Annotated in this window: 16 protein-coding genes; 8 read left to right on the top strand and 8 right to left on the bottom strand. The window is 72.5% G+C overall.

Annotated features, from left to right (window positions below; translation table 11 throughout):
* Positions 1–70: 70 nt before the first annotated feature.
* Genes ACZ7KX_RS15160 through ACZ7KX_RS15150 form a run of 3 tightly spaced genes read right to left on the bottom strand, consistent with a single transcriptional unit; the run spans position 71 to position 4,481 of the window.
* Positions 71–1,951 (bottom strand): glycosyltransferase family 39 protein, encoded by a 1,881-nt coding sequence (locus ACZ7KX_RS15160; protein ID WP_470326819.1) that lies wholly within the window; start codon positions 1,949–1,951, stop codon positions 71–73.
* Complete coding sequence (locus tag ACZ7KX_RS15155; RefSeq protein WP_470326818.1) at positions 1,948–3,057, bottom strand: glycoside hydrolase family 26 protein; 1,110 nt, start codon at positions 3,055–3,057, stop codon at positions 1,948–1,950. Before ACZ7KX_RS15155 ends, ACZ7KX_RS15160 begins: the two co-directional genes overlap by 4 nt.
* Positions 3,058–3,062: 5 nt before the next feature.
* A complete protein-coding gene (locus tag ACZ7KX_RS15150) occupies positions 3,063–4,481 on the bottom strand; it encodes a glycosyltransferase family 2 protein (RefSeq protein ID WP_470326971.1) in 1,419 nt (472 codons plus the stop codon).
* Positions 4,482–4,916: 435 nt separating this feature from the next.
* On the opposite strand from ACZ7KX_RS15150, the gene ACZ7KX_RS15145 reads away from it, so the two are divergent.
* The 3 genes from ACZ7KX_RS15145 to ACZ7KX_RS15135 all read left to right on the top strand — a co-directional run bounded on the left by ACZ7KX_RS15145 (position 4,917) and on the right by ACZ7KX_RS15135 (position 9,461).
* On the top strand, positions 4,917–6,143 hold the full coding sequence (locus ACZ7KX_RS15145) for a ricin-type beta-trefoil lectin domain protein (protein WP_470326817.1): 1,227 nt from the start codon (positions 4,917–4,919) through the stop codon (positions 6,141–6,143).
* Between the two features lie 274 nt (positions 6,144–6,417).
* Entirely contained in the window at positions 6,418–7,635 is a 1,218-nt protein-coding gene (locus ACZ7KX_RS15140) for a LamG domain-containing protein (RefSeq protein ID WP_470326816.1), read from the top strand.
* Between the two features lie 140 nt (positions 7,636–7,775).
* Entirely contained in the window at positions 7,776–9,461 is a 1,686-nt protein-coding gene (locus ACZ7KX_RS15135) for an ArnT family glycosyltransferase (protein ID WP_470326815.1), read from the top strand.
* A 27-nt stretch (positions 9,462–9,488) separates the two neighbouring features.
* Here ACZ7KX_RS15135 and ACZ7KX_RS15130 read toward each other — a convergent pair whose 3' ends face one another.
* Positions 9,489–9,983 (bottom strand): GNAT family N-acetyltransferase, encoded by a 495-nt coding sequence (locus ACZ7KX_RS15130; RefSeq protein ID WP_470326814.1) that lies wholly within the window; start codon positions 9,981–9,983, stop codon positions 9,489–9,491.
* A 438-nt stretch (positions 9,984–10,421) separates the two neighbouring features.
* Here ACZ7KX_RS15130 and ACZ7KX_RS15125 point away from each other — a divergent pair, with 438 nt between their 5' ends.
* On the top strand, positions 10,422–11,378 hold the full coding sequence (locus tag ACZ7KX_RS15125; RefSeq protein ID WP_470326970.1) for a helix-turn-helix domain-containing protein: 957 nt from the start codon (positions 10,422–10,424) through the stop codon (positions 11,376–11,378).
* Positions 11,379–11,441: 63 nt separating this feature from the next.
* Here ACZ7KX_RS15125 and ACZ7KX_RS15120 read toward each other — a convergent pair whose 3' ends face one another.
* From ACZ7KX_RS15120 to ACZ7KX_RS15105, 4 genes are all read right to left on the bottom strand, one after another.
* Complete coding sequence (locus ACZ7KX_RS15120; RefSeq protein WP_470326813.1) at positions 11,442–12,236, bottom strand: histidine phosphatase family protein; 795 nt, start codon at positions 12,234–12,236, stop codon at positions 11,442–11,444.
* Between the two features lie 154 nt (positions 12,237–12,390).
* Complete coding sequence (gene mctP / locus ACZ7KX_RS15115; protein WP_470326812.1) at positions 12,391–14,004, bottom strand: monocarboxylate uptake permease MctP; 1,614 nt, start codon at positions 14,002–14,004, stop codon at positions 12,391–12,393.
* The gene (locus ACZ7KX_RS15110; RefSeq protein ID WP_470326811.1) at positions 14,001–14,264 is read right to left on the bottom strand and encodes a DUF3311 domain-containing protein; all 264 of its coding nucleotides are present in this window, start codon (positions 14,262–14,264) and stop codon (positions 14,001–14,003) included. Before ACZ7KX_RS15110 ends, mctP begins: the two co-directional genes overlap by 4 nt.
* 392 nt (positions 14,265–14,656) lie before the next feature.
* Positions 14,657–15,448 (bottom strand): GntR family transcriptional regulator, encoded by a 792-nt coding sequence (locus tag ACZ7KX_RS15105; RefSeq protein ID WP_470326810.1) that lies wholly within the window; start codon positions 15,446–15,448, stop codon positions 14,657–14,659.
* Between the two features lie 337 nt (positions 15,449–15,785).
* Here ACZ7KX_RS15105 and ACZ7KX_RS15100 point away from each other — a divergent pair, with 337 nt between their 5' ends.
* The 4 genes from ACZ7KX_RS15100 (at position 15,786) to ACZ7KX_RS15085 (ending at position 20,577) form a co-directional block, all read left to right on the top strand.
* Positions 15,786–17,075 (top strand): extracellular solute-binding protein, encoded by a 1,290-nt coding sequence (locus ACZ7KX_RS15100; RefSeq protein ID WP_350522982.1) that lies wholly within the window; start codon positions 15,786–15,788, stop codon positions 17,073–17,075.
* A gap of 89 nt (positions 17,076–17,164) precedes the next feature.
* Positions 17,165–18,193 (top strand): carbohydrate ABC transporter permease, encoded by a 1,029-nt coding sequence (locus tag ACZ7KX_RS15095; RefSeq protein WP_470326809.1) that lies wholly within the window; start codon positions 17,165–17,167, stop codon positions 18,191–18,193.
* A complete protein-coding gene (locus tag ACZ7KX_RS15090; RefSeq protein WP_470326808.1) occupies positions 18,190–19,017 on the top strand; it encodes a carbohydrate ABC transporter permease in 828 nt (275 codons plus the stop codon). The genes ACZ7KX_RS15095 and ACZ7KX_RS15090 overlap by 4 nt, the downstream gene beginning before the upstream one ends.
* 6 nt (positions 19,018–19,023) lie before the next feature.
* The gene (locus ACZ7KX_RS15085) at positions 19,024–20,577 is read left to right on the top strand and encodes a glycoside hydrolase family 3 protein (RefSeq protein ID WP_470326807.1); all 1,554 of its coding nucleotides are present in this window, start codon (positions 19,024–19,026) and stop codon (positions 20,575–20,577) included.
* The last annotated feature ends 119 nt before the right edge of the window (positions 20,578–20,696 follow it).

The raw sequence follows: 20,696 nt of genomic DNA, 5'->3' as shown, positions 1-20,696 counted from the left end.
GCCGCTGCTCTGCGGCGGCACCATATGTTGTGCCTGTCGTGTCACCCGCGTGGGCGGGCCCGTCGGCCGGTCAGTGCTTGAGATAGACCTTGTACGTGCTCGAATCGCCGGTCGGCGAAGTGAATTGCGCCACCAGTCGGTACTGCCCGCCGGCCGCCAGCGCGGCGCTCAGGGCGCGGTCGGTGGCGCGCGGCGCGGTGCTGTCGAGGACGACCATCGTGAACCAGCCGTCGCGGATCGCGGCGACGCTCCCGTCGTCCCCGTGGTGCTGCACGCCGGCCGCGTCGCGGTACTCCGTGCCGGTGCGCGCGGAGACCCACTGCTCGGGCCTGCTGACCGCGCCGAGGTAGTACTCGGCGAGTCCGTCGACCTCGGTGAGGTAGCGCCCCTGGGGCACCGCGTGGGACCGCAGGACGGCCAGCAGGCGGCCGGAGTCGGGTCCGTTCTGGTACCGCAGGGCGGACTGCTCCAGGCCGAGGGCGAGCAGCGCGACCCAGACCAGGATGCCGAGCTGGGGGTGGCGGAAGTGGGCGCCGACCAGCCGGGTCAGGCCCACCCCGGCGAGCGGGGCGGCCAGCAGCATGCCGTAGGCGAGGTGGCGGAACAGCGCCCCGGAGGTGCCGGTCCACACGTGCGCGGCCGGGACGGCCAGGGCGGTGGCGGTCAGCACGGTGCCGAGCAGGGCGCGGTGGCCGCGCGAGGTGGGAACGGCCTCCTTCTCGGGCGCGTCGTGCTCGTTCATCTGCTCGCGGCGCGCGTAGGCGATCGTGCCGGCCACCGCGAGGACGGTGAACAGGCCGCTCCACTGGGCGGTGGAGAGCAGGACGGCTTCGGCCGAGCCGGGGGCGGTGCCGTGCGAGGGCGACCACCCGGCGATCTCGCCCAGCGTGCCGTACGGCAGCAGCAGGACGACGGTGCCGGCGGCCAGCAGCAGGGCGCGCAGGGCGGCCGGGCCGAACCGGCGGTGCGGACGGGCGGTGGCCAGCGCGAGGCCGACCAGGGCGGGCACGGCGAAGGCCGCGGAGTACGCGACGGCGCAGGCGAGTGCGGCGGCCGGGGCGGCGGTCAGGACCAGCGCCGGATGTCGCCGTGAGGTGAACACCGTGGCCCAGGCCGCGAGGGCGACCAGCAGCACGGCGAGGGACTCGGGGGCGGCGTAGAAGCCGACCACCACGGTGGACTGCAGGACGGCGTAGACGGCTATCGCGCAGATCGCGACCCGCTCGTTGAACAGCCGGCGGGTCAGCGAGTACAGCAGCACCGTGGTGACCAGCGCGAAGCCGAGGCTGAGCAGCCGGGTGCCCCAGATGCCGTTGGCGTCGGCGGCCGCGCCCGCCAGCGGCGGGTAGAGCCAGGGCGAGCCGTTGATCCGGTCGACCAGGTCGGTGGTGACCGGGGTGCCGTGCATCAGGTGGGCGAGCTGCTGGCGGCCGGCGACCATGGCGGCGGCCTCGTCGGGGTGCGCGGCGGCGAGCAGGCGCAGCGAGAGCGCGGCCTGGACGGCCAGGACGGCGCCGAGCAGGCCGCGGGCGATCCAGCGGCGGCGCGGGCTGGTGCCCGGGTCCCAGCCGATCGCGGGGACCTGCGGGATGGTGTACGGGGCCAGCTCGATGCCGTCGGGGTTGGCCACGGCGGTCGCGGTCGCCGCGGTGGCCGGTGCTGCGGTCGGCGCGGCGGTGTCCGTGCGGGGCCCGGGGACGGTCGGCTCCGACGCCGCGGCCCGGCGACGGGCGGCGCGGCCGGTCGCGGTGCCGGCGGGCTCGGTGCGCTCGGGCGTGGCGCGGTCGGGCGCGGGCCCATCGGGCGTGCTGCCGTCGTGCTCGCTTCCGCCGTGCCGGCTGCCGTGGGGCGCGGGCCCGTCGGGCACGGCGCCGCCGGGCGGTGCGTCGCCCTTCGGCGCGCGGCGGCGCGGGATGGGGGCGAACGGGTTGAAGTCGGAGTCAGTGCTCATCGGGGGTTCCGGATGTCGAAGCCGTAGCGGGGGTCGGACACGCGCTGCTTGAAGGCGGCGAGGGTGTCCGGGACCGCCTCGACCCGCCAGTCCGCCCGCTTGACGATGTTGAACCAGACGAAGCCGACGATGTCGTCGTGCGCCTCCAGCCCGGAGAACAGCTGGTCGATGTCGGCGCGTTGGCGCTTGCCCTGCTCGGAGGCGGTCTCGCTGATGAAGAAGGGCTTCTTGGAGAAGGTGCGGATCTCGGCCATGGTCGGCCCGTACAGGGTCTCGAAGGTCTTCGGCCCGCTCTTGGTGAAGTAGCCGGTCATGCCGGCCCAGTCGACGTAGGTGTCGCCGGGGTAGTACGGCGCCAGGCGGGTGTTGGGCGCGGGGTCGGTGATGTTGGGGCTCCACACCCAGATCACGTTGGTCGCGCCGGCCTGGTCGAAGATGTCGTGGACGTGGCGCCAGGCCGCGACGAAGTCCGCCGGGCTTGAGGCCTGGCGGCCCCACGGGTACCAGTCGCCGTTCATCTCGTGGGCGATGCTGACGGCGATCGGCAGGTTGAGCTTGGCGACGGCCTTGGCGACGCCGCGCACGTAGTCGTCGGTGTCCCCGGCCGCGATCGAGGCGAGCGAGTGGTCGTACGGCTCCCAGGCCATGTAGGGCAGCGCCCCGGCCTCGTAGATCCGCCGCACGCCGGCGGTGTCGAAGCCGCCCTTCCAGTGGGCGTAGTACTCCAGGACGTTGGGCTGCTTGCCGATCGTGGCGCTGTAGGGGCCCAGCGCGTCCATCGAGGCGGGGACGTCGGGCAGGGCGGCGCCGAGGTACTTGAGGCCGGGCTTGAGCAGCGGCGTGACGTCGTACGGGACGCCGGCCGGCAGGGCCTTGGGATTGGCGGCCCCGGTGGGGGCGGAGGCGGCACCGGCCGCGGCCGCGGCGCCGCCGGCCGCCTGGCCCGGGGCGGTGGTGGCGGCCGGGGCGGGCGGGGCGAAGCCCTTCTGCATCGCGAAGCCCGGGTCCTCCGGGCCGCAGGCGGTGAGGAACAGCAGGCCGGCCGTCAGCACCGGGAGCGCCAGCCGGCGCCGGAGCCGACCGGCCCGCCGGGGGTGTGCGGTCATGGCGATCACACTGCTTCCGTGGGGCGCGGCTGGACGAGGACCCGGCCCACGATGGTGGCGTAGAACAGGCCGGAGGCGAGGACGAGGGCGAAGTTCAGCGGGCCCATGGTGAGCATCCGCCAGATGCTCAGGAACACCCAGAGCAGGGCCGTCCCGCCGCCCCAGGCGATGACGGCGATCCAGAAGCGGCGGGTCTTGTTCTTCTTGGCGCCGCTGGAGCCGGTCGGCTGCCAGGCCATCCGGTTGCGGCGCACGATGTCCCAGATGGCGAAGACGTGCGCCCAGCCGTACATCATGCGGGCGGCCCAGGCCTCCAGCCGGTAGGGGTTGCGGTGCCAGAGCGGGAAGACGACCGTCGCGTAGAGCAGTCCGGGCAGCACCAGCGCGGTGTTCTGCCAGCGGATCAGGTCGGGCCGGGCGAGCAGCAGGACGATCGGGATGAGCGGCGAGACGACGGTGAACAGCGCGGTGTGGATGTAGTAGAAGAACCCGGAGAGGTAGCAGGCGCGGGTGACCGGCCGGAGCTTGGTGGTCCAGAACTTCTTGCTGCCGAGCAGGCTCATCGAGCCGGTGCACCAGCGGTACTGCTGGTTGAAGAAGCCGCCGACGTTGTCCGGGCAGACACCGGTGGCGAGCGCCACGGGTATGTACTGCAGGTCCCAGCCGAGGCGGCGCAGGTCGAAGCCGGTGTGCACGTCCTCGGAGTGGCCGATCAGCGTGGTGCCGCCGTTCTCCTCCAGCGCGGCGCGCCGGTAGACCGCGCAGCTGCCGACGCAGATGGCGCCGTCGTTGCGCTGCCGGGAGACCTGCACCGTCCGGTAGAACAGCTCCTGGACGGCGCCCGCGCCGCGCTCGATCCAGTTCTGCGAGTCCAGGATGCGGAAGAACTGCGGGGACTGGACGATGCCGAGGCGGGGGTCGGCCTCCATGTAGGGGAGCATCTCGTTCAGCAGGTCCGGCCGGGGCGCGAAGTCGGCGTCCAGGATGAGGATGTAGTCGCTGTCGGAGTTGCGGAAGCCGAACTGCAGGTTGCCGGCCTTCTTGAACCAGCCGAGCTTGTTCCGGGTGCCGTAGACGAACCCGAAGTCGACGGCCATCTGCGCGAGTTGCGGGCTGTTGCTGTCGTCGAGGACGTACGGGGTGACCTCGCCCGGGTAGTGGTCGCGCAGCCGGGCGACGTGCGTCCAGGTGTTGTGCAGCACCTCGATCGGCTCGCCGGCGACGGGCAGGAAGACGTCGACGGTCGGATGGCGCTCCGGCTGCCAGGACTTGACCAGGACGCGGTGCGCGGCGAGGTCGAAGGTCTGGTTGAAGCCGTGCACCCACCGGGAGATCAGGTAGTAGGCGATGGTGAAGGCGAGCGGCGGGACGAACACGAAGAACCAGGGCGTCGCGCTGAGCAGACCGATCTCGCTGGCCACCATGCAGCCGAAGCTGATGACGGAGAAGCAGGTCAGCACCCAGAGGTTGGTGCGCGCGTACAGGTACTTCTCGGTGTTGTCCGGGGGCTGGGGGAGCAGGCCCCACTGGTTGCGGGCGGCCGGGTCCCGTCGGCTCCGGCGTCGTGAGACGGGCGTTTGACCGCTGCCCGCGAGTCGCGTGCCCTCGGTGACAGTCACGTGCTCTACTCCCCCGAAGCCGTGTTGAGTCTGAACCTTCCCCGCACGGCGGCCGTTGTCGGTCGGTTCGCGGGGGGACGCCAGGATCGTACGGGACCGGTTGCTGTGAGTTCTCTCCCCCCTCTTCGGTCGGCGACCCGGAACCGATATCGAGTTCCGATCGTGATGTGAACGGAAGTGCGGGTGGAGCGCTTGTGTACGGTGTCCGCCCAGCGGGTGAGGACGGTTCGGGGAAGAGTGATGATCATCGAGGACGGCTCGGCCGGACGCGTGGCGCGGGGTCTGCGGGCGGCGGCCGCGTTCGGCGCGGTCGCGGCGCTGCTGGCCGGGTGCAGCGGCGAGGTCGGGGCGGTGGAGCAGCCGCCGGCCGTCACCGCGACGACGGCGGTGGCCGGGTCGGGCCTCTGCTCGACCGTGCAGGAGCCGTTCCCCAAGCTGGCGATGGACGGCGGGTCGAAGGTCCTCGAACCGAACCCGTGGAACACCGCGGGCACGGTCTGCGTGGACCCGGTCGGGGACAGCGGGTTCACGGTGGGCCAGATCCGCGACTTCGTCCCGAAGAACCCGCTCGCCCCGGGCGCCTACCCCAACGTCTCCACCGCCCCGGGCGCGAGCGGACTGCCCGTCCCGGTCAGCGCGTTGGGCGACGCGACCGCCGACTGGGACGCCAACGGCCGGGTCAGCGGCTCCTTCAACCTCTCCTTCGACCTCTGGTACGGCTCCACCCCGGACAACTGCCTGCCGGGGGAGAGCGCCGAGGTGATGGTCTGGCTGGACGCCACCGACAGCGTGCGCCCGGCCGGCGACAAGGTCGCGGACTCCCAGCAGTTCGGGGACGCGAGCTACCACGTCTACCAGGCGCCGATCACCGGCCCGCACAGCGTCATCAGCTACGTGCGCACGGCGCCGACCCACACCACCCGCGGCCTCAACCTGCGGCTGTTCACCGCCGACGCGATGGCCCGCGGGTACGTTCCCAAGGGCTCCTACCTGTGCCGGGTGCAGGCGGGCTTCGAGGTGTGGAGCGGCGGCACCGGCCTGCGCAGCGAGTCCTTCGCCTTCCACAACCGGGTCGGCCTGCCGGCCGGGGAGGTCCCGGCGGGGGCGCCCGGGATCTGCCTGCGGCACGGCGGCGGCGGGCTCGCGGGCACCCCGGTGACCGTCGGGACCTGCGGCGATCCGGGCGTCTCGACCGGCTGGACGGTGGGCAACGACGGCTCGCTGCGCGGCGGAGCGGCCTGCCTGGCGCCGACCGCCGACCGCGCGTCGGTGACGCTGGCCGAGTGCACCGGCGGCTCGGCGCAGCGCTGGGTGGCCGCCTCCGGGCAGCGACTGCGGCACCCGGACTCGGGCCTGTGCCTGGGCACCGCGGGCGGTGCGCTCGCGGACGGCACGCCGGTGCTGCTGCGGCCGTGCGCGGACACCGTCTCGCAGCGCTGGAAGCTGCCGTACAACGGGGTTGCGTGACGGGGCGCCGCGCGACCGGGAACGGAAAGGCACTGACGTTCCGTCCGCGCACCCCCCATGGGCGTGTCGGGGCGGATGCCCTAGCATTCCGGCCATGAGCGATCGACCGGTACCGAGTGGCGAGCCGGGCCAGCCGCCCACGCCACCGCAGCAGGCACCGGCCGGGGGGGCCGCTCCGGCCACCGGTGTGCCACCGCAGTCTCCGAGCGGTGCCTTCGGCCCCGCGTCCGGCTACGGGCCGCCGCCCGGTGCGCCTGCGCAACAGCCCCAGCAGGTGACGCCCCATCCGTTCCCGCAGCCGGTGCCGCCGGTGCCGCAGCCGGGCGGCGGGCCGGCCCCGGTGGTGCCCGGTCCGGTGCAGCCGGGCCCGGTGGCGCCGCCGCCCGTCCAGCAGCAGCCCGCGCCGCAGCAGCCCGTCCAGCAGCAGCCCCAGGCCGTCCCGCAGCCCGGCCCGCAGCCGCCCGCGCCGCAGCCCGGCCCGCAGGCCTTCCCGTCGGCCGCGCAGCCGGCGCAGCCCACGCAGCCCGCGATGCCGTGGCAGCAGCAGGGCGGCTTCCCGCCACCGGCCGGCTCCTCCGGCACGCCGGACTGGGAGGCGCTGGCCGAGCGTAACGAGCAGGCCGCCAAGCGCGGCCGCCGGCTCAAGCTGGTGGGCGTGCTGACCGCCGTGGTCGTGGTGGCGGCGGCCGGTGGCGGCGGGTTCTGGTACTACCAGCACTCCAAGGACACCGAGAAGACCGCGCAGAACACCACCTCGGCGAGCCCGACGGCCCCGGTCTCGACCGGCCCGTCGACCCCGTCGAGCGCCCCGCCGGTCAAGGGCATCGACAGCCCGCCGACCGTCGGCAGCCTGCCCGCCAAGACGGGCCCGGTGCCGCTGAACCTCGGCGCCGACGCCAAGCAGGGGACGATGGCCGGGTTCTCCGGACAGGTCCTCAGGCTGCCCAGCGGGCCGGACTCCTTCGCCTCGACCTCCACCTCGATCGTCGACGTGAACAAGAGCTTCACGGTCTCCGCCCGGGTGCTGGTCGACCTGCCCAACGGCAACCGCAGCGCGGTCAGCCAGGGCGACGGCCAGTACTACTCGTACTCGCTGGGCCGGGCCAACAACAACGGGCACGACCAGTGGTACTTCAAGGTCCAGGTGCCGGGCGGCGGTTCGGCGATCGCCTGGTCCAAGGGCGACGCGACGGTCAACCAGTGGGTGCTGCTGACCGGGGTGTACGACGACCCGACGGGCCAGCTCACCCTGTACGTCAACGGCGCTCCGCAGTCCTCGGCCAAGTCGGCCGGGGTGCAGCCGAGCGGCACCAACTCCCTGCAGGTGGGGCGGCTGAGCTCCAACTCGCAGTGGGCCGACCCCTGGCACGGCGCGGTCGCCGACATCCAGCTCTGGAGCCAGGTGCTGCCGGAGGCCGACATCGTCAAGATCGTCGCCGGTCCGAGCTCGCCGCCGTCCGTCCCGCCGGTGGGGGCCTGGCTCAGCGGCTGAGCCCGCCCGGGGCCGCCCGGCCCCCCGATCGTCCGGCCGCCGCGCCCCGGCAGTGGGGGGGCGGCGGCCGAAGCGCGCCCCGGGGCGCGCGCCCGCCGGCGCGCGTCCGGATGCGATAGCCCAGATGAGGAGCAGTACTGATGAGCGCGGACGGCCGCTGGATCCGGCCCGAGTCCACCCGCAAGCCCGTCCTGGGCGGGGCCAGGCGGGGCGGGGTGGCCCTCGGCGAGCGCGACCGCGCGGCCGCCGCGCCGGCGCAGCCGTCCCCGGCCGACCGGCGCCGCCGCAAGTCCGGCCCGCCCCGGTTGCCGCACCCGGCCCGACCGGCGCTGCGGGCCGACTGGCTGCCGCTGCTGGCCGTGCTGCTCGTCCAGGGCGCGCTCTCGTACCACCTGATCCTCAGCAACACCGCCTTCATCGACGAGGGCACCTACATCTACGCGGGCTACCAGGAGATCGCGCACCTGCGGCACGGCACCCCGGTGTCGACGTACGAGACCTTCTTCTCCGGCTCCCCGCTGATCTACCCGGTCGTGGTGGCCGCCGCGGACTTCGTCGGCGGGCTGAACGGCGCCCGGCTGCTCAGCCTGGTGTTCATGCTCTCCGCCACCGTGGCCGTCCACCTGGCGACCCGGCGGCTGCACGGCTCGCTCGCGGCCTTCTGCGCGGCGGCGGCCTTCGTGGCGCTCGGCCCCACCCAGTTCCTGGGCGGCCTGGCCACCTACGACGCGATGGCACTGGCGATCCTCGCCTGGGCCGGGTACTTCGCGGTGCGGCTGACCACCGGCGGCGGGTACCCGAGCCTGGTCGCCTCCGGTCTGCTGCTGGCGCTGGCCGGCGCCACCAAGTACGCCGCGCTGCTGTGGGTCCCGGTGGTGGCGGGCATCGCGGTGCTGGCCGGGCCGCGCGGGTCGCTGCGCTCCCGGGAGGCCTGGCGGCGCGGGCTGCTGGTCCTGCTCACCTTCGTGGTGGCGGTCGGGGCGGCGGCCGCGGCGGCCGGCGAGCGCTACGTCAACGGCTTCAACCACACCACGCTCAAGCGCGCCCCCGGCCACGACTCGTACTCCTACGTGGCCTCGGAGGCCGCCCGCTGGGTCGGCCCGCTGCTGGTGGTGGCGCTGATCGGCGTGGTGGTGCAGCTGGTGCGGGCACGCCGGCGCGGCGGCGCGGCCTGGCCCGAGTTCTGGCTGGCTGTCCTGCTGTTGCTGGCCGGGCTGATGGCGCCGGTGAACCAGGTCCGCATCCACACCTGGCTGTCGCTGCAGAAGCACGTCGACTTCGGTGCCTGGTTCTCCTGCGTCGTGGTGGGCCTGGTGCTGGCCCGCACGGTGCTGTGGCTGAAGGGCCGCCTGCACCTGGTGGCCGGGGTGGCGGCCGCCGTGCTGGTGGTCGGCCCGCTGGCCTGGGTGGGCGCCGCCCAGGGCCGGGAGATGTACGGCGAGTGGTCGAACTCGAAGGGGTTCGTCGCCGCGCTGGAGCCGTACATCGTCAAGGGCGAGGACAAGTACCTGGTCGAGAACTACAACGTCCCGGCGTACTACCTGCGCAAGCAGAGCAACTGGCAGCAGTGGCACGACCTGGTGGCGGTCTTCCGCCGCGACCCGGCCACCGGCGAGATGCAGAACGGCGTCCCCGCGATCCAGGCCGGCATCCAGGCGCACGAGTGGAAGGTCGTGGTCCTGGACTTCACCCAGACCGGGGCCACCGACAAGGCGATCCAGCCGACGCTGAAGGCCGCCGGGTACCGGGTGGTCACCGTCGTGAAGAGCGGCCCGCACGGCCAGTACACCGTCTACGTGGCGCCCGGCTACGACAAGCAGCCGTGACCCGCGCCGCGCGGGCGTGACCGGCGCTCAGAACGCCAGGGTGTAGACCATCAGGTCCATCCCCGGGTACGGCGCCCAGTCGCGCTCGGGGGTGCGCCGGAAGCCGACCCGCTCGTAGACGCGGTGGGCGGCGGTCATCTCCGGGCGGGTGGAGAACGCCATGCCGGCCAGGCCGAGTTCGCGGGTGCGGGCGAGGGAGGCGCGCACCAGCGCCTCGCCGACGCCCCGGCCGCGGGCGGCGGCGTCGGTGGCGAGCATCCGGATCTCGCCCTCGCGCTCGGTGGCGATGTCCGCCCACTCGGTGCCGCCGACCGCGAAGGTCACGCAGCCGAGGACCCGTCCCTCGGCCGGGTCGACCGCGACCAGGAGCTCGGCCTCCCGGGCCCGGCGCTCGGCGTCGCGCAGGAGCTCGACGTAGCTGCTCCCGGGCGAGGTGAAGCCGCCGCCGACGAAGGCCTCGACGGTGATGCGGCCGGCGTCTTCGAGGTCCTCCGGAAGGGCCGGGCGGATGAGGTAGTCCATGCGGCCAGTGTGCCGGAGCCGGTCGGGGTGCAACGCTCCGGGGTGCGACGCTCCGGGGTCGAACGGGCCGCCTCGGCCGGGGTGCGGGCCGGGGCGGACGGGTGCGGTGGGGTGGTGGGCGCGGTGCCGTACAGCCGGTCGGGCCGGGCGAGGTCGGCCGGGTAGCCGCCCGGGCGGTGGTGGTTGTCGCGGCCGGCCGCCGCGCCGCGGGAGACCTCGCGGCCGATCAGGACGCCGAGCAGGCCGAAGCCGCCGACGGCTCCGGCCAGGGCGAGTGCGCCGGCGATGGTGTCGTTGTCCATGCGCTCCACTCTGGCCGGGCGCGGCGGCGCCCACGAGTGGCAGGAATGACCGATGCCCCCGAAATCCTGCCATCCGACGTCTTCCCCCGCGCGGGGCGCCCGGGGCATCCTGGACGGCATGCGGAACAGCGGGGGCATGCTGCAGAACGTGGTCGCGGTGGTGCTGGAGGAGATCCACCCCTTCGAACTGGGCGTCGCCTGCGAGGTGTTCGGCCTCGACCGGACCGACGACGGACTGCCCGGCTACGACTTCGCGATCGCCGGCGCCCGTCCGGGGCCGCACGCCACCCACTCGGGCTTCACGGTGGACGTCCCGCACGGCCCCGAGCGGCTGGCAGGCGCCGACCTCGCGGTGGTCACCGCGTCGGGCGTCCGCGCGCAGTACCCCGAGCCGCTGCTGGCGGCGCTGCGCGCGGTGGTGGCGGACGGCGGCCGGGTGCTCTCCATCTGCAGCGGCGCCTTCGTCCTGGGGGCCGCCGGGCTGCTGGACGGCCGCCGCTCCGCGACGCACTGGCGGTACGGCGAGGCACTGGCCGCGCGCTTCCCGCTGACCACCGTCGAGCCGGACGTGCTGTACGTGGACGACGACCCGGTGATCACCTCCGCGGGGACGGCGGCCGGCATCGACGCCTGCCTGCACCTGGTGCGCAAGGTGCAGGGCGCCGAGGTGGCCCGGGAGATCGCCCGCCGGATGGTGGTGGCGCCGCACCGGGAGGGCGGGCAGGCCCAGTTCGTCAACCGCCCGCTGCCCGAGGGCGGCGGCGACTCGCTGGCCCCGCTGCTCGACTGGATGCGCCACCACCTCGACGAGGAGTCCACCGTCGAGCAGTTGGCCGCCCGGGCGCACATGTCGCCGCGCACCTTCGCCCGCCGGTTCCGGCAGGAGACCGGGACCACCCCGCACCGCTGGCTGGTCGGGCAACGGGTGCTGCTCGCCCAGCGGCTGCTGGAGTCCACCACCGAGCCGGTGGACGCGATCGCCGCCCGCTGCGGCTTCGGCAACGCGGCCGCGCTGCGGCACCACTTCGGCCGCCGGCTGGGCACCACGCCGCTGTCCTACCGGCGCGGCTTCGCCGATCCGTCGCTGGTGTGACGGCACCGGCGTGACGGCGTCGGCGGCGCGGTATCGGCGCGAGGGCGGGGACGTGGCGGTGCGTCAGTCCTCCGCGGCCGACAGGTGGTCGACGACGTTCCAGCGGTCCGGCCGCAGCCGCCCCTCCTGGGCCCGCCACATGCTGGTGGAGCAGTTGTGCACCGGCCCGAGCGCGACGAGCTGCTCCTCGGTGAGCCGGTCCAGCGCGTAGCGGAGCATCAGCACCGTGCAGTCGTGCGCGACCAGCAGGACGGGCCGGCCGGCCTCCTCCTCGCAGACGTCCCGCAGCAGGCTGCGCACCCGCAGCGCGACGTCGGCCCAGGACTCGCCGCCGGGCGGGCGGTAGTAGAGCTCGCCCATCTTGCGGCGCCGGGCCGCCTCCTCCGGGTGCTTGGTCTCGATGGCGGCCTTCGGCAGCATCTCCAGGACGCCGAGCTCGCGGTCGCGCAGCCGCTCGTCGTAGCGGACGGCCAGCGAGACCGGGACGGCGCCGAGCCCGGCGGCCTGGGCGAGCGCGATTCCGGCGGTCTCCGCGGTGCGCACGTACGGCGAGCACCAGACGCTGCGCGGCCGGTCGGCGCTGGGCAGGGCGGCCCACCAGCGGCCGAGGCCCCGGGCCTGCTCCCGGCCGTGCAGCGACAGCGGGATGTCGGCGTCGCGGCAGCTGATCGGGACGCTGAGCGCGCCGGCGGCCTCGGCCAGCTGGAACTCCACGTTGGCGGTGGACTCGCCGTGCCGGGTCGCGATCAGGACGGACGGCAGCCGGGTGGCCGCCGCCGGACGGTGGGCCGTGAGGTGGTGGTGCTGGCCCTGGGTGGACTGGTGCTGGCCGTTGAGGGTGGTGCCGAGTTCTGCCATGGCCGCGAGCTCCCCGTGGTCGATCAGGTCCCGGCCGGTTGCCGGTCCGGTCTGGTGGTGCCCGGCGTGCACGCCTGTTCATACATATGATCGCGCCGCCTTCTCCAGTGTTCACGGAGAAGGCGGCACGATCACAGGGCGCGTACGTCGCGAATCAGTGCGCCGCTACGGGCTCCGGCGCGTTCTTCAGCTCGTCGTCGCCGGCGTCGGCGCTGTAGTCGGACGGCTTGGTCTCGTCCGGGCCCTCGGGCGCCTTGGCGGCCCGCAGCACCAGGGTGAGCGCCACCGCGACGGCGAGGTTCAGCGCGAAGGCGGTCAGGCCGATGTAGCCGATCTCGCCGATGCCCGGGATCTCGGCGGCGTTGCCGCCGAAGTGCTTGGTGGCCGGGCTGGCGAGGCCGTACGCCTTCCAGGTGCCGTAGACCATGCCGGCCGCCCAGCCCGCGAACAGCGCCCAGTGGTGGAACCAGCGGGTGAACAGGCCGCCGACGATGGCGACGAAGGTCTGCAGGATCCACAGGCCGCCCAGCAGCTGCAGGTTGATCGCGGCCTGCTTGTCCATGCCGAGGACGAAGACGAGCGCGCCGACCTTCACCAGCAGCGAGACCGCCTTGGCGACCCTGGTCTCGTCGGCGGGGGTGGCGGCGGGCTTGAGCCAGTCCTTGTAGACGTTGCGGGTGAACAGGTTGGCCGCCGCGATCGACATGATGGCGGCCGGCACCAGCGCGCCGATCCCGATCGCGGCGAAGGCCACGCCGGTGAACCAGTCCGGGAACATGCTCGCGAACAGCTGCGGCACCGAGAGCTGGGCGTTGTAGGTCTTGTCGCCCTTGCCGACGCCCGCCGCGATCGCCATGAAGCCGAGCAGCGCCAGCAGGCCCAGCATCAGCGAGTACGCGGGCATGATCGCCATGTTGCGGCGCACGGTGTTGCGGGACTTGGAGGCCAGCACGCCGGTCACCGAGTGGGGGTACATGAACAGGGCCATCGCCGAGCCGAGGGCCAGCGTCGCGTACGTCCACTGCTTGTCGTGCGGGACGGTCATCGAGCCCTTGGCGCCCGGTGCGCTGAACTTGTGCGCGGCCGCGTCGAAGATGTGCCCGTAGCCGCCGAGGCGGATCGGGATGTAGATCACCGCGACGATGATCACGATGTAGATCAGGGCGTCCTTGACGAAGGCGATCAGCGCCGGGGCGCGCAGGCCGGAGGAGTAGGTGTAGGCGGCCAGCACGCCGAAGGCGATGAACAGCGGCAGGTCCTTGACGAACCAGTTGGCGTTCTCCCCGCCGCCGACGCCCAGCACGTCCAGCACCGCCTGGATGCCGACGAGCTGCAGGGCGATGTACGGCATGGTGGCCAGGATCCCGGTCAGCGCGACCACCAGGGAGAGCGGCCGCGAGCCGTACCGGCCGCGGACGAAGTCGGCCGGGGTCACGTAGCCGTGCACCCGGGAGACCGACCAGAGCCGCGGCAGGAAGAGGAAGACCAGCGGGTAGGCGATGATCGTGTACGGCACGGCGAAGAACCCGGCCGCGCCGGTGGCGTACACGGCGGCCGGGACGGCGACGAAGGTGTACGCGGTGTACAGGTCGCCGCCGAGCAGGAACCAGGTCACCCAGGTCCCGAAGCTGCGCCCTCCCAGGCCCCACTCGTCCAGGTGCGCCGCGTCGTCCGCGCGGCGCCAGCGCGAGGCGAGGAAGCCCATCACGGTGACCAGGGCGAAGAACAGCACGAAGACCACGAGGGCCGGCACGTTGACGTCCTTCATCGGGCACCGCCCTTCCGGGCCGCCTTGCGGGCCTTCTCGTCCCGGTTGATCAGCAGGTAGGCGGCGACGGTGAAGACGGCCGACGCAGGCACCCAGAGCAGCTGGTACCAGTAGAAGAACGGCATCCCGGCCACCGCCGGGTCCGACTTGTCGTACGAGGACACCCAGAGCATCGCGACGATCGGCACGAGCAGGGCGAGCCCGGCCAGCACCCGCTCGGGGGTCACCGCCGGGACGGGCCCCCCGACTGGCTCGGGCATGACATCTTCGAACGTATCGGGATCAGACGGCATCTTCGGCTCCGCTCCGGAGGGTTCTCCCCGTCGGCGCCGCAGCCCCGGGAGCACCGCACGCCCCCGCGAGCCCGCCGGGCAGCACCATCGGTGATCGGCAGTCAGTACGGCTGCGCAATCTAGAGCATGGAGTGATCCATGTCACCGGGAACGGCGGAACTTCCCACCAGCCGGACGTGACCGACCGATCCCCGCTGTCGCGGGACGCGAAAAACACCGTCACGGGAAGCGGCAGGCACCGGCGCGCGGGTCGCGCGCGCCGGTGCCCGTGGCGCGGTGGGGGAGTGCGTCCGCGCCGGACGCTTCAGTCGGGGGTGGCACCCGTTGCGGGAGCCGTCCCGGGTGCCCGCTCCGGGCGCCTACTCCGGGCGCTTCAGGCGGGTGATGAACTTGTAGCGGTCGCCCCGGTAGATGGAGCGGACCCACTCGACCGGGTTGCCCTCGGCGTCGAAGGAGTGCCGGGACAGCTGCAGCATCGGCAGGCCGAGGTCGGAGCCGAGCAGCCCGGCCTCGCGCGGGTTGGCCAGGGTGGTCTCGATGGTCTCCTCGGCCTCGGCCACGGTGACCCCGTACACCTCGCGCAGTGCCGCGTACAGCGAGTTGTGCTTGGCCAGGTTGCGCCGCAGGGCGGGGAAGCGCTTCGCGGAGAGGTGCGCGACCTCGATGGCCATCGGGTCGCCGTTGGCCAGGCGCAGCCGCTCGATCCGCAGCACGCGCCCGCCGGGCTTGATGTCGAGCAGCGGGGCGAGGTGGTCGTCGGCGGTGATGTAGCCGATCTCGATCAGCCGCGAGGCGGGTTCCAGGCCCTGGGCCCGCATGTCCTCGGTGTAGGAGGTGAGCTGCAGCGCCTGGGCGACCTTGGGTTTGGCGACGAAGGTGCCCTTGCCCTGGATGCGCTCCAGCCGGCCCTCGACGACCAGTTCCTGCAGGGCCTGGCGGACGGTGGTGCGCGAGGTGTCGAACTGGGCGGCCAGGGCGCGCTCCGGCGGGACCGGGGTGCCGGCCGGCTGGGTCTCGGTGAGCTGCAGCAGGTGGCGCTTGAGCCCGTAGTACTTGGGGACGCGCGCGGTCGGGTCGGTGCCGGCCTGGGTCGGGAGGTTCTTCACCTCGGGGTCTTCGGCCTGGGCGGTGGTTCCCCCGTCGCTGCTCATCGGACCTGTTCTCCCGCTTCTCGCAGGGCCTTCACAGGCCCCACCACATCGTTAACGGCTCACATCGTTGCATGTATGGCTGCGGAACGAATACCTCATCACGCGATGAACGATGTGCGGTGTCGGCTTGATAACGGGTGGTCGAGATCGGTCGAACAGCCGTTGACAGGCCCATTGGTCTAGGCCAAGCTCCAGGCATCTGGTCTACACCACTAGGCCGGTCACTATTCATCCCCCCACCCGTTCGAAGGGTTCCGCGGCACCGTTTCCCCCGCTTTGTGTGGGTCCGCCGCTGCCGCCCGACGGGGGTAAACCAGGCATCCCTCAGGAGGATGGCGTGAAGCGTCAGCTCATCGCGGCGGTCGGCGTCGCAGCAATGGTCGTCGGCCTGGCGGCTTGCGGCTCGGACGGCAAGAAGAGCGACGGTGACTCGAAGTCGTCGTCCTCCTCGGCGGCCGACAAGTACAAGGGCAAGACGCTGAAGGTGTGGCTGATGACCGGCTCGGCCCCGAAGGGCTGGACGGACGCGGTCAAGGCGGACTTCGAGACCACCTACCCGGGCTCCAAGGTCGACTTCCAGATCCAGGAGTGGGACGGCATCGGCCCGAAGGTCACCGCCGCGCTGTCCGAGGGCTCCGTCGACGTCCTGGAGATCGGCAACACCCAGACCGCCGGCTACGCGGCCTCGGGCGGCCTGCTGGACATCACCAAGGACAAGTCCGCCCTGGGGGGCGACGGTTGGGCCGCCAACCAGAACGAGGCCGCGATCCTGGACGGCAAGCAGTACGCCGCCCCGTGGTGGGTATCCAACCGCGTCGTCGCCTACAACAAGGACCTGTGGGCCAAGGCCGGCCTGACCGACACCCCGAAGACCCTGGACGAGTTCTACACCGACCTCGACAAGCTCAAGGGCACCGAGGGCGTCGCCGACCCGATCTACCTGCCGGGCCAGGAGTGGTACACCTACTTCGGCCTGCTGACCGGTGAGGGCGGCAAGATCGCCAAGAAGGACGGCGACAAGTGGGTCGGCGGCCTGTCCTCGCCCGAGGCGCAGAAGGCCTTCGAGACCTACAAGAAGCTGCAGGGCTACTCGGCCACCGGTCCGAAGGACAAGGACGAGGCCACCCCGCAGCAGAAGGACGTCTTCGCCAAGGGCAACGTCGGCGCCATGATCGCCCTCGGCTGGGAGCTGCCCAAGCCGGAGGAGATGGCCAAGGACAAGATCGGCTTCTTCCCGCTCCCGGGCAAGACCGCCGACAAGCCCTCCGGTGTCTTCCTCGGCGGCTCGAACCTCGCGGTCGCCTCGCAGAGCAAGAACACCGACATGGCGAAGGACTTCCTGAAGGTCGCCCTCAACGACAAGAACGAGGGCCTGGTCGCCGCCGCGGGCAACATCCCCAACAAGGCCGCGCTGAACAGCCAGATCACCGGTGACTTCGCGAAGGCCGCCCAGACGGCCGCGGCGGTCGGCGGCATCACCCCGAACACCCCGAACTGGGCCAGCGTCGAGGACAAGCCGAACCCGATCAAGGACTTCCTGACCGCCGCCCTCCAGGGTGGCGACTACGCCGCCACGGCCAAGAAGTACGACGACGAGATCGCGAAGCGGCTCAACCAGAAGCAGTAGGCATCGAGCGGCGTCGCTCACCGGCTCCCGGCGGGGGGCCGGTGGGCGGCGCCCGTCCGTCGTGGTCGGGTTGTGAGGAAGTGAGAACGATGGCTGTGCATTCAGAGCGGGTGCAGGCACCGTCCCCGGACGCGGGGGAGGCCGTGGTGGACGGCACCGGGACGATTGCCGCGGGCGGCGGTGCCGGCGGCGCCGAGCCGAAGCGCACCAGACCGGCGGGCGCCCCCGGGCTGGGCTCCCGATTCGCGCCGTACCTGCTGCTGCTGCCGGCCACCCTGGCGACCATCGCCCTGCTGGGCTGGCCGCTGGTCAAGACGGTCCTGCTGTCGTTCCAGAACCTCAACAGGCGCCAGCTGGTCATGCACCTCACGGAGTGGACCGGCTTCGACAACTACAAGGAGCAGCTGACCGACCCGGACTTCTGGTCGGTCACCGGGCGCACCGTCGTCTTCACCCTGGTCAACGTGGTGCTGATCATGGTCGGCGGCACGCTGGTCGGCCTGCTGCTCAACCACCTCGGCAAGCGGATGCGCCTGGCGCTGTCGATCTCGCTGCTGATGGCCTGGGCCATGCCGGTGGTCGCCGCGACCACCGTCTACACCTGGCTGTTCGACCAGCAGTGGGGCGTCGTCAACTGGTTCCTGGACCAGCTCGGTTGGCACTCCATGGCCGACTACAACTGGCTCAGCTCGCAGTACTCGACCTTCTTCGTGGTCATCCTGCTGATCGTCTGGCAGTCGATCCCGTTCGTGGCGTTCAACATGTACGCCGCGCTGACCACCATCCCCAAGGAGCTCTACGAGGCCGCCCGGATGGACGGCGCCGGCTCCGGCAAGATCTTCAGCCTGGTGATCTTCCCCAACCTGAAGCCGTTCTTCCTCGCCACGACCTTCCTCGAAGTCATCTGGGTGTTCAAGTCCTTCACCCAGGTCTACGCGATCAACGGCGGCGGCCCCGAGAACCTGACCAGGACCCTGCCCGTGCACGCGTTCCTGGAGGGCTCGTCCGGCCAGCACTACGGCATCGGCTCCGCGATCGCGGTGCTCACCATCCTGATGCTGGGCGCGCTGATGGCGTACTACTTCCGCATCATGATCAAGCAGGAGGACGAGCTGTGAGGCGCTCTCTCTTCGGACGTACCTGGCCGAACGTGATCGCGGTCGTCCTCTTCGTCTTCTTCATCTTCCCCGTCTACTGGATGGTCGCCACCTCCTTCAAGCAGGACCGCGACATCATCAGCAAGACGCCGGTGTTCCTCCCGCTCGACGGCACGCTCGACCACTTCACCACCGCGGTCGATGCGCCGAACTTCTGGACGTACGTCACCAACAGCGTCACCGCCACCGTCGGCGCGGTGCTGCTCTCGCTGGTGATCGCGACCCTGGCGTCCTTCGCCATCGCCCGGATGAAGTTCCGCGGCCGCAAGGCCTTCGTGCTGGTCGTCATGATCGCGCAGATGGCGCCGTGGGAGGTCATGACCATCGCGGTGTACATGATCTCCCGCGACAACGACATGCTGAACAGCCTGCTGCCGCTGACGCTCTTCTACATGATGATGGTCCTGCCCTTCACCATCTGGACGCTGCGCGGCTTCATCGCCGCGGTGCCGAAGGAGCTGGAGGAGTCGGCCATGGTGGACGGCTGCACCCGCACCCAGGCCTTCGTGAAGGTGATCTTCCCGCTGCTGGCCCCCGGCCTGATGTCGACCTCGCTGTTCGGCTTCATCACGGCGTGGAACGAGTTCCCGCTCGTCCTGATCCTGAACAAGGAGGAGGGCAAGACCCTCCCGCTGTGGCTGTCCTCCTTCAAGACGGCCTTCGGCAACGACTGGGGCGCCACCATGGCGGCGTCCACGATGTTCGCCATCCCCGTGCTGATCCTGTTCATCTTCCTGCAGCGCAAGGCGGTCGGCGGTCTGACCGACGGCGCCGTGAAGGGCTGAGTCATCGTGAGCATCCTCGTTCCCACCGTGCCGGACAGCGACCAGCTGCACCGCGACGCCCTGACCGTCCTGCAGCCCGGCTTCGTCGGCACCGAGCCGCCGCAGTGGGTGCTGCGCCACCTCGCCGCCGGGCTCGGCTCGGTCGCGCTGTTCGACCGCAACGTGGCCGACCTCGACCAGCTGTCCGCGCTCACCCGGGCGCTGCGCGCCGAGAACCCCGACCTCCTGATCGCCATCGACGAGGAGAGCGGCGACGTCACCCGGCTGGAGGCGGGCTCCGGCTCCTCCTGGCCCGGCAACCTGGCGCTCGGCGCGATCGACGACCCGGCGCTGACCAGGGACGTCGCCCGCGAGCTCGGCCGGGCGCTGGCCGCCGCCGGCGTCAACTACAACTGGGCGCCCACCGCGGACGTCAACTCCAACCCGCGCAACCCGGTCATCGGGGTCCGCTCCTTCGGCGCCGACCCCGAGCTGTGCGCCCGGCACACCGCCGCCTGGGTCGAGGGCCTGCAGTCGGCCGGCGTGGCCGCCTGCTCCAAGCACTTCCCCGGGCACGGCGACACCGCGGTGGACTCGCACCACGGCCTGCCGGTCATCGACGTCGACCTGGACGTGCTCCGGGCCCGCGACCTGATCCCGTTCCAGGCGGCGATCGCGGCCGGCACCAAGGCCGTGATGACCGCCCACATCATGATCCCGGCGCTGGACCCGAAGCTGCCGGCCACCCTCAGCCCGACCGTGCTGCGCGACCTGCTGCGCGCCGCGCCGGCCGACGGCGGCCTCGGCTACCAGGGCCTGATCGTCAGCGACGCGATCGAGATGGGCGCCATCGCCGACACCTTCGGGATGGGCGAGGGCACCGTGCTGGCCCTGGCGGCCGGCGCGGACGCGATCTGCGTCGGCGGCGGGCTGGCCGACGAGGAGACGGTCCTGATGCTGCGCGACGCCATCGTGGCGGGCGTGCGGGCCGGCCGGCTGGGCGAGGAGCGGCTGGCGGACGCCGCCGCGCGGGTCCGGGCGCTGGGCAGCTGGGGCCGGATCTCGGCCCAGGGCGAGCGGCCGGAGCCGGACCTGGCGGTCGGCCTGCGGGCCGCGCGCCGGGCGCTGAAGGTGGTCCGGGCGCCGGGCCCGGTGGCGCCCCCGGTGAGCGAGCGCCCGTACGTGGCCTCGTTCTCGGACGAGCCGAACATCGCCGTCGGCGACGTCACCCCGTGGGGCGTGGCCGGCATGCTGGCCGACCGCTTCCCCGGCACCCGCACCCGCGCGGTGTCGGCCGCCGAGGCCGCCCCGGAGCAGCTGGACGCGCTGGTCGACGAGCTGCTGGCCGGTGCCGCGGGCCGCCGCCTGGTGCTGGTGGTCCGGGACGTGCACCGCTACCCGTGGATGTCCGCCGTGCTGGGCCGCCTGGTGGCGGCCCGCCCGGACGCCGCCGTGGTCGAGATGGGGCTGCCCCAGTCCGAGCCGGTCGGCGCGCTCCACATCGCCACCCACGGCGCCGCCCGGGTCTGCGGGCTGGCGGCCGTGGAGGTGCTCACCGGGCAGCCGGGAGCGATCGGCTGAACCGACAAGGGGAACGTCACCGGCCGGAGCCGGTGGACGCCGGCCCACGGGCCCGTCATGCGCATGTCGCATGGCGGGCCCGTTTCCGTTTCCCCGGCGTCGACCCGCGGATCCGCCGA

Source organism: Kitasatospora sp. NPDC038210 (assembly GCF_055600605.1).
This window is presented reverse-complemented; position numbering and strand designations above follow the sequence as displayed.

What these genes read in the sequence shown, in the direction of transcription:
- mctP (WP_470326812.1), bottom strand. Translation starts at nt 14,004, where the DNA reads ATGAAGGACGTCAACGTGCCGGCCCTCGTGGTCTTCGTGCTGTTCTTC.
- ACZ7KX_RS15125 (WP_470326970.1), top strand. Translation starts at nt 10,422, where the DNA reads ATGCTGCAGAACGTGGTCGCGGTGGTGCTGGAGGAGATCCACCCCTTC.
- ACZ7KX_RS15110 (WP_470326811.1), bottom strand. Translation starts at nt 14,264, where the DNA reads ATGCCCGAGCCAGTCGGGGGGCCCGTCCCGGCGGTGACCCCCGAGCGG.
- ACZ7KX_RS15120 (WP_470326813.1), bottom strand. Translation starts at nt 12,236, where the DNA reads ATGGCAGAACTCGGCACCACCCTCAACGGCCAGCACCAGTCCACCCAG.
- ACZ7KX_RS15130 (WP_470326814.1), bottom strand. Translation starts at nt 9,983, where the DNA reads ATGGACTACCTCATCCGCCCGGCCCTTCCGGAGGACCTCGAAGACGCC.
- ACZ7KX_RS15105 (WP_470326810.1), bottom strand. Translation starts at nt 15,448, where the DNA reads ATGAGCAGCGACGGGGGAACCACCGCCCAGGCCGAAGACCCCGAGGTG.
- ACZ7KX_RS15160 (WP_470326819.1), bottom strand. Translation starts at nt 1,951, where the DNA reads ATGAGCACTGACTCCGACTTCAACCCGTTCGCCCCCATCCCGCGCCGC.
- ACZ7KX_RS15155 (WP_470326818.1), bottom strand. Translation starts at nt 3,057, where the DNA reads ATGACCGCACACCCCCGGCGGGCCGGTCGGCTCCGGCGCCGGCTGGCG.
- ACZ7KX_RS15145 (WP_470326817.1), top strand. Translation starts at nt 4,917, where the DNA reads ATGATCATCGAGGACGGCTCGGCCGGACGCGTGGCGCGGGGTCTGCGG.
- ACZ7KX_RS15150 (WP_470326971.1), bottom strand. Translation starts at nt 4,481, where the DNA reads ATGGTGGCCAGCGAGATCGGTCTGCTCAGCGCGACGCCCTGGTTCTTC.
- ACZ7KX_RS15135 (WP_470326815.1), top strand. Translation starts at nt 7,776, where the DNA reads ATGAGCGCGGACGGCCGCTGGATCCGGCCCGAGTCCACCCGCAAGCCC.
- ACZ7KX_RS15095 (WP_470326809.1), top strand. Translation starts at nt 17,165, where the DNA reads ATGGCTGTGCATTCAGAGCGGGTGCAGGCACCGTCCCCGGACGCGGGG.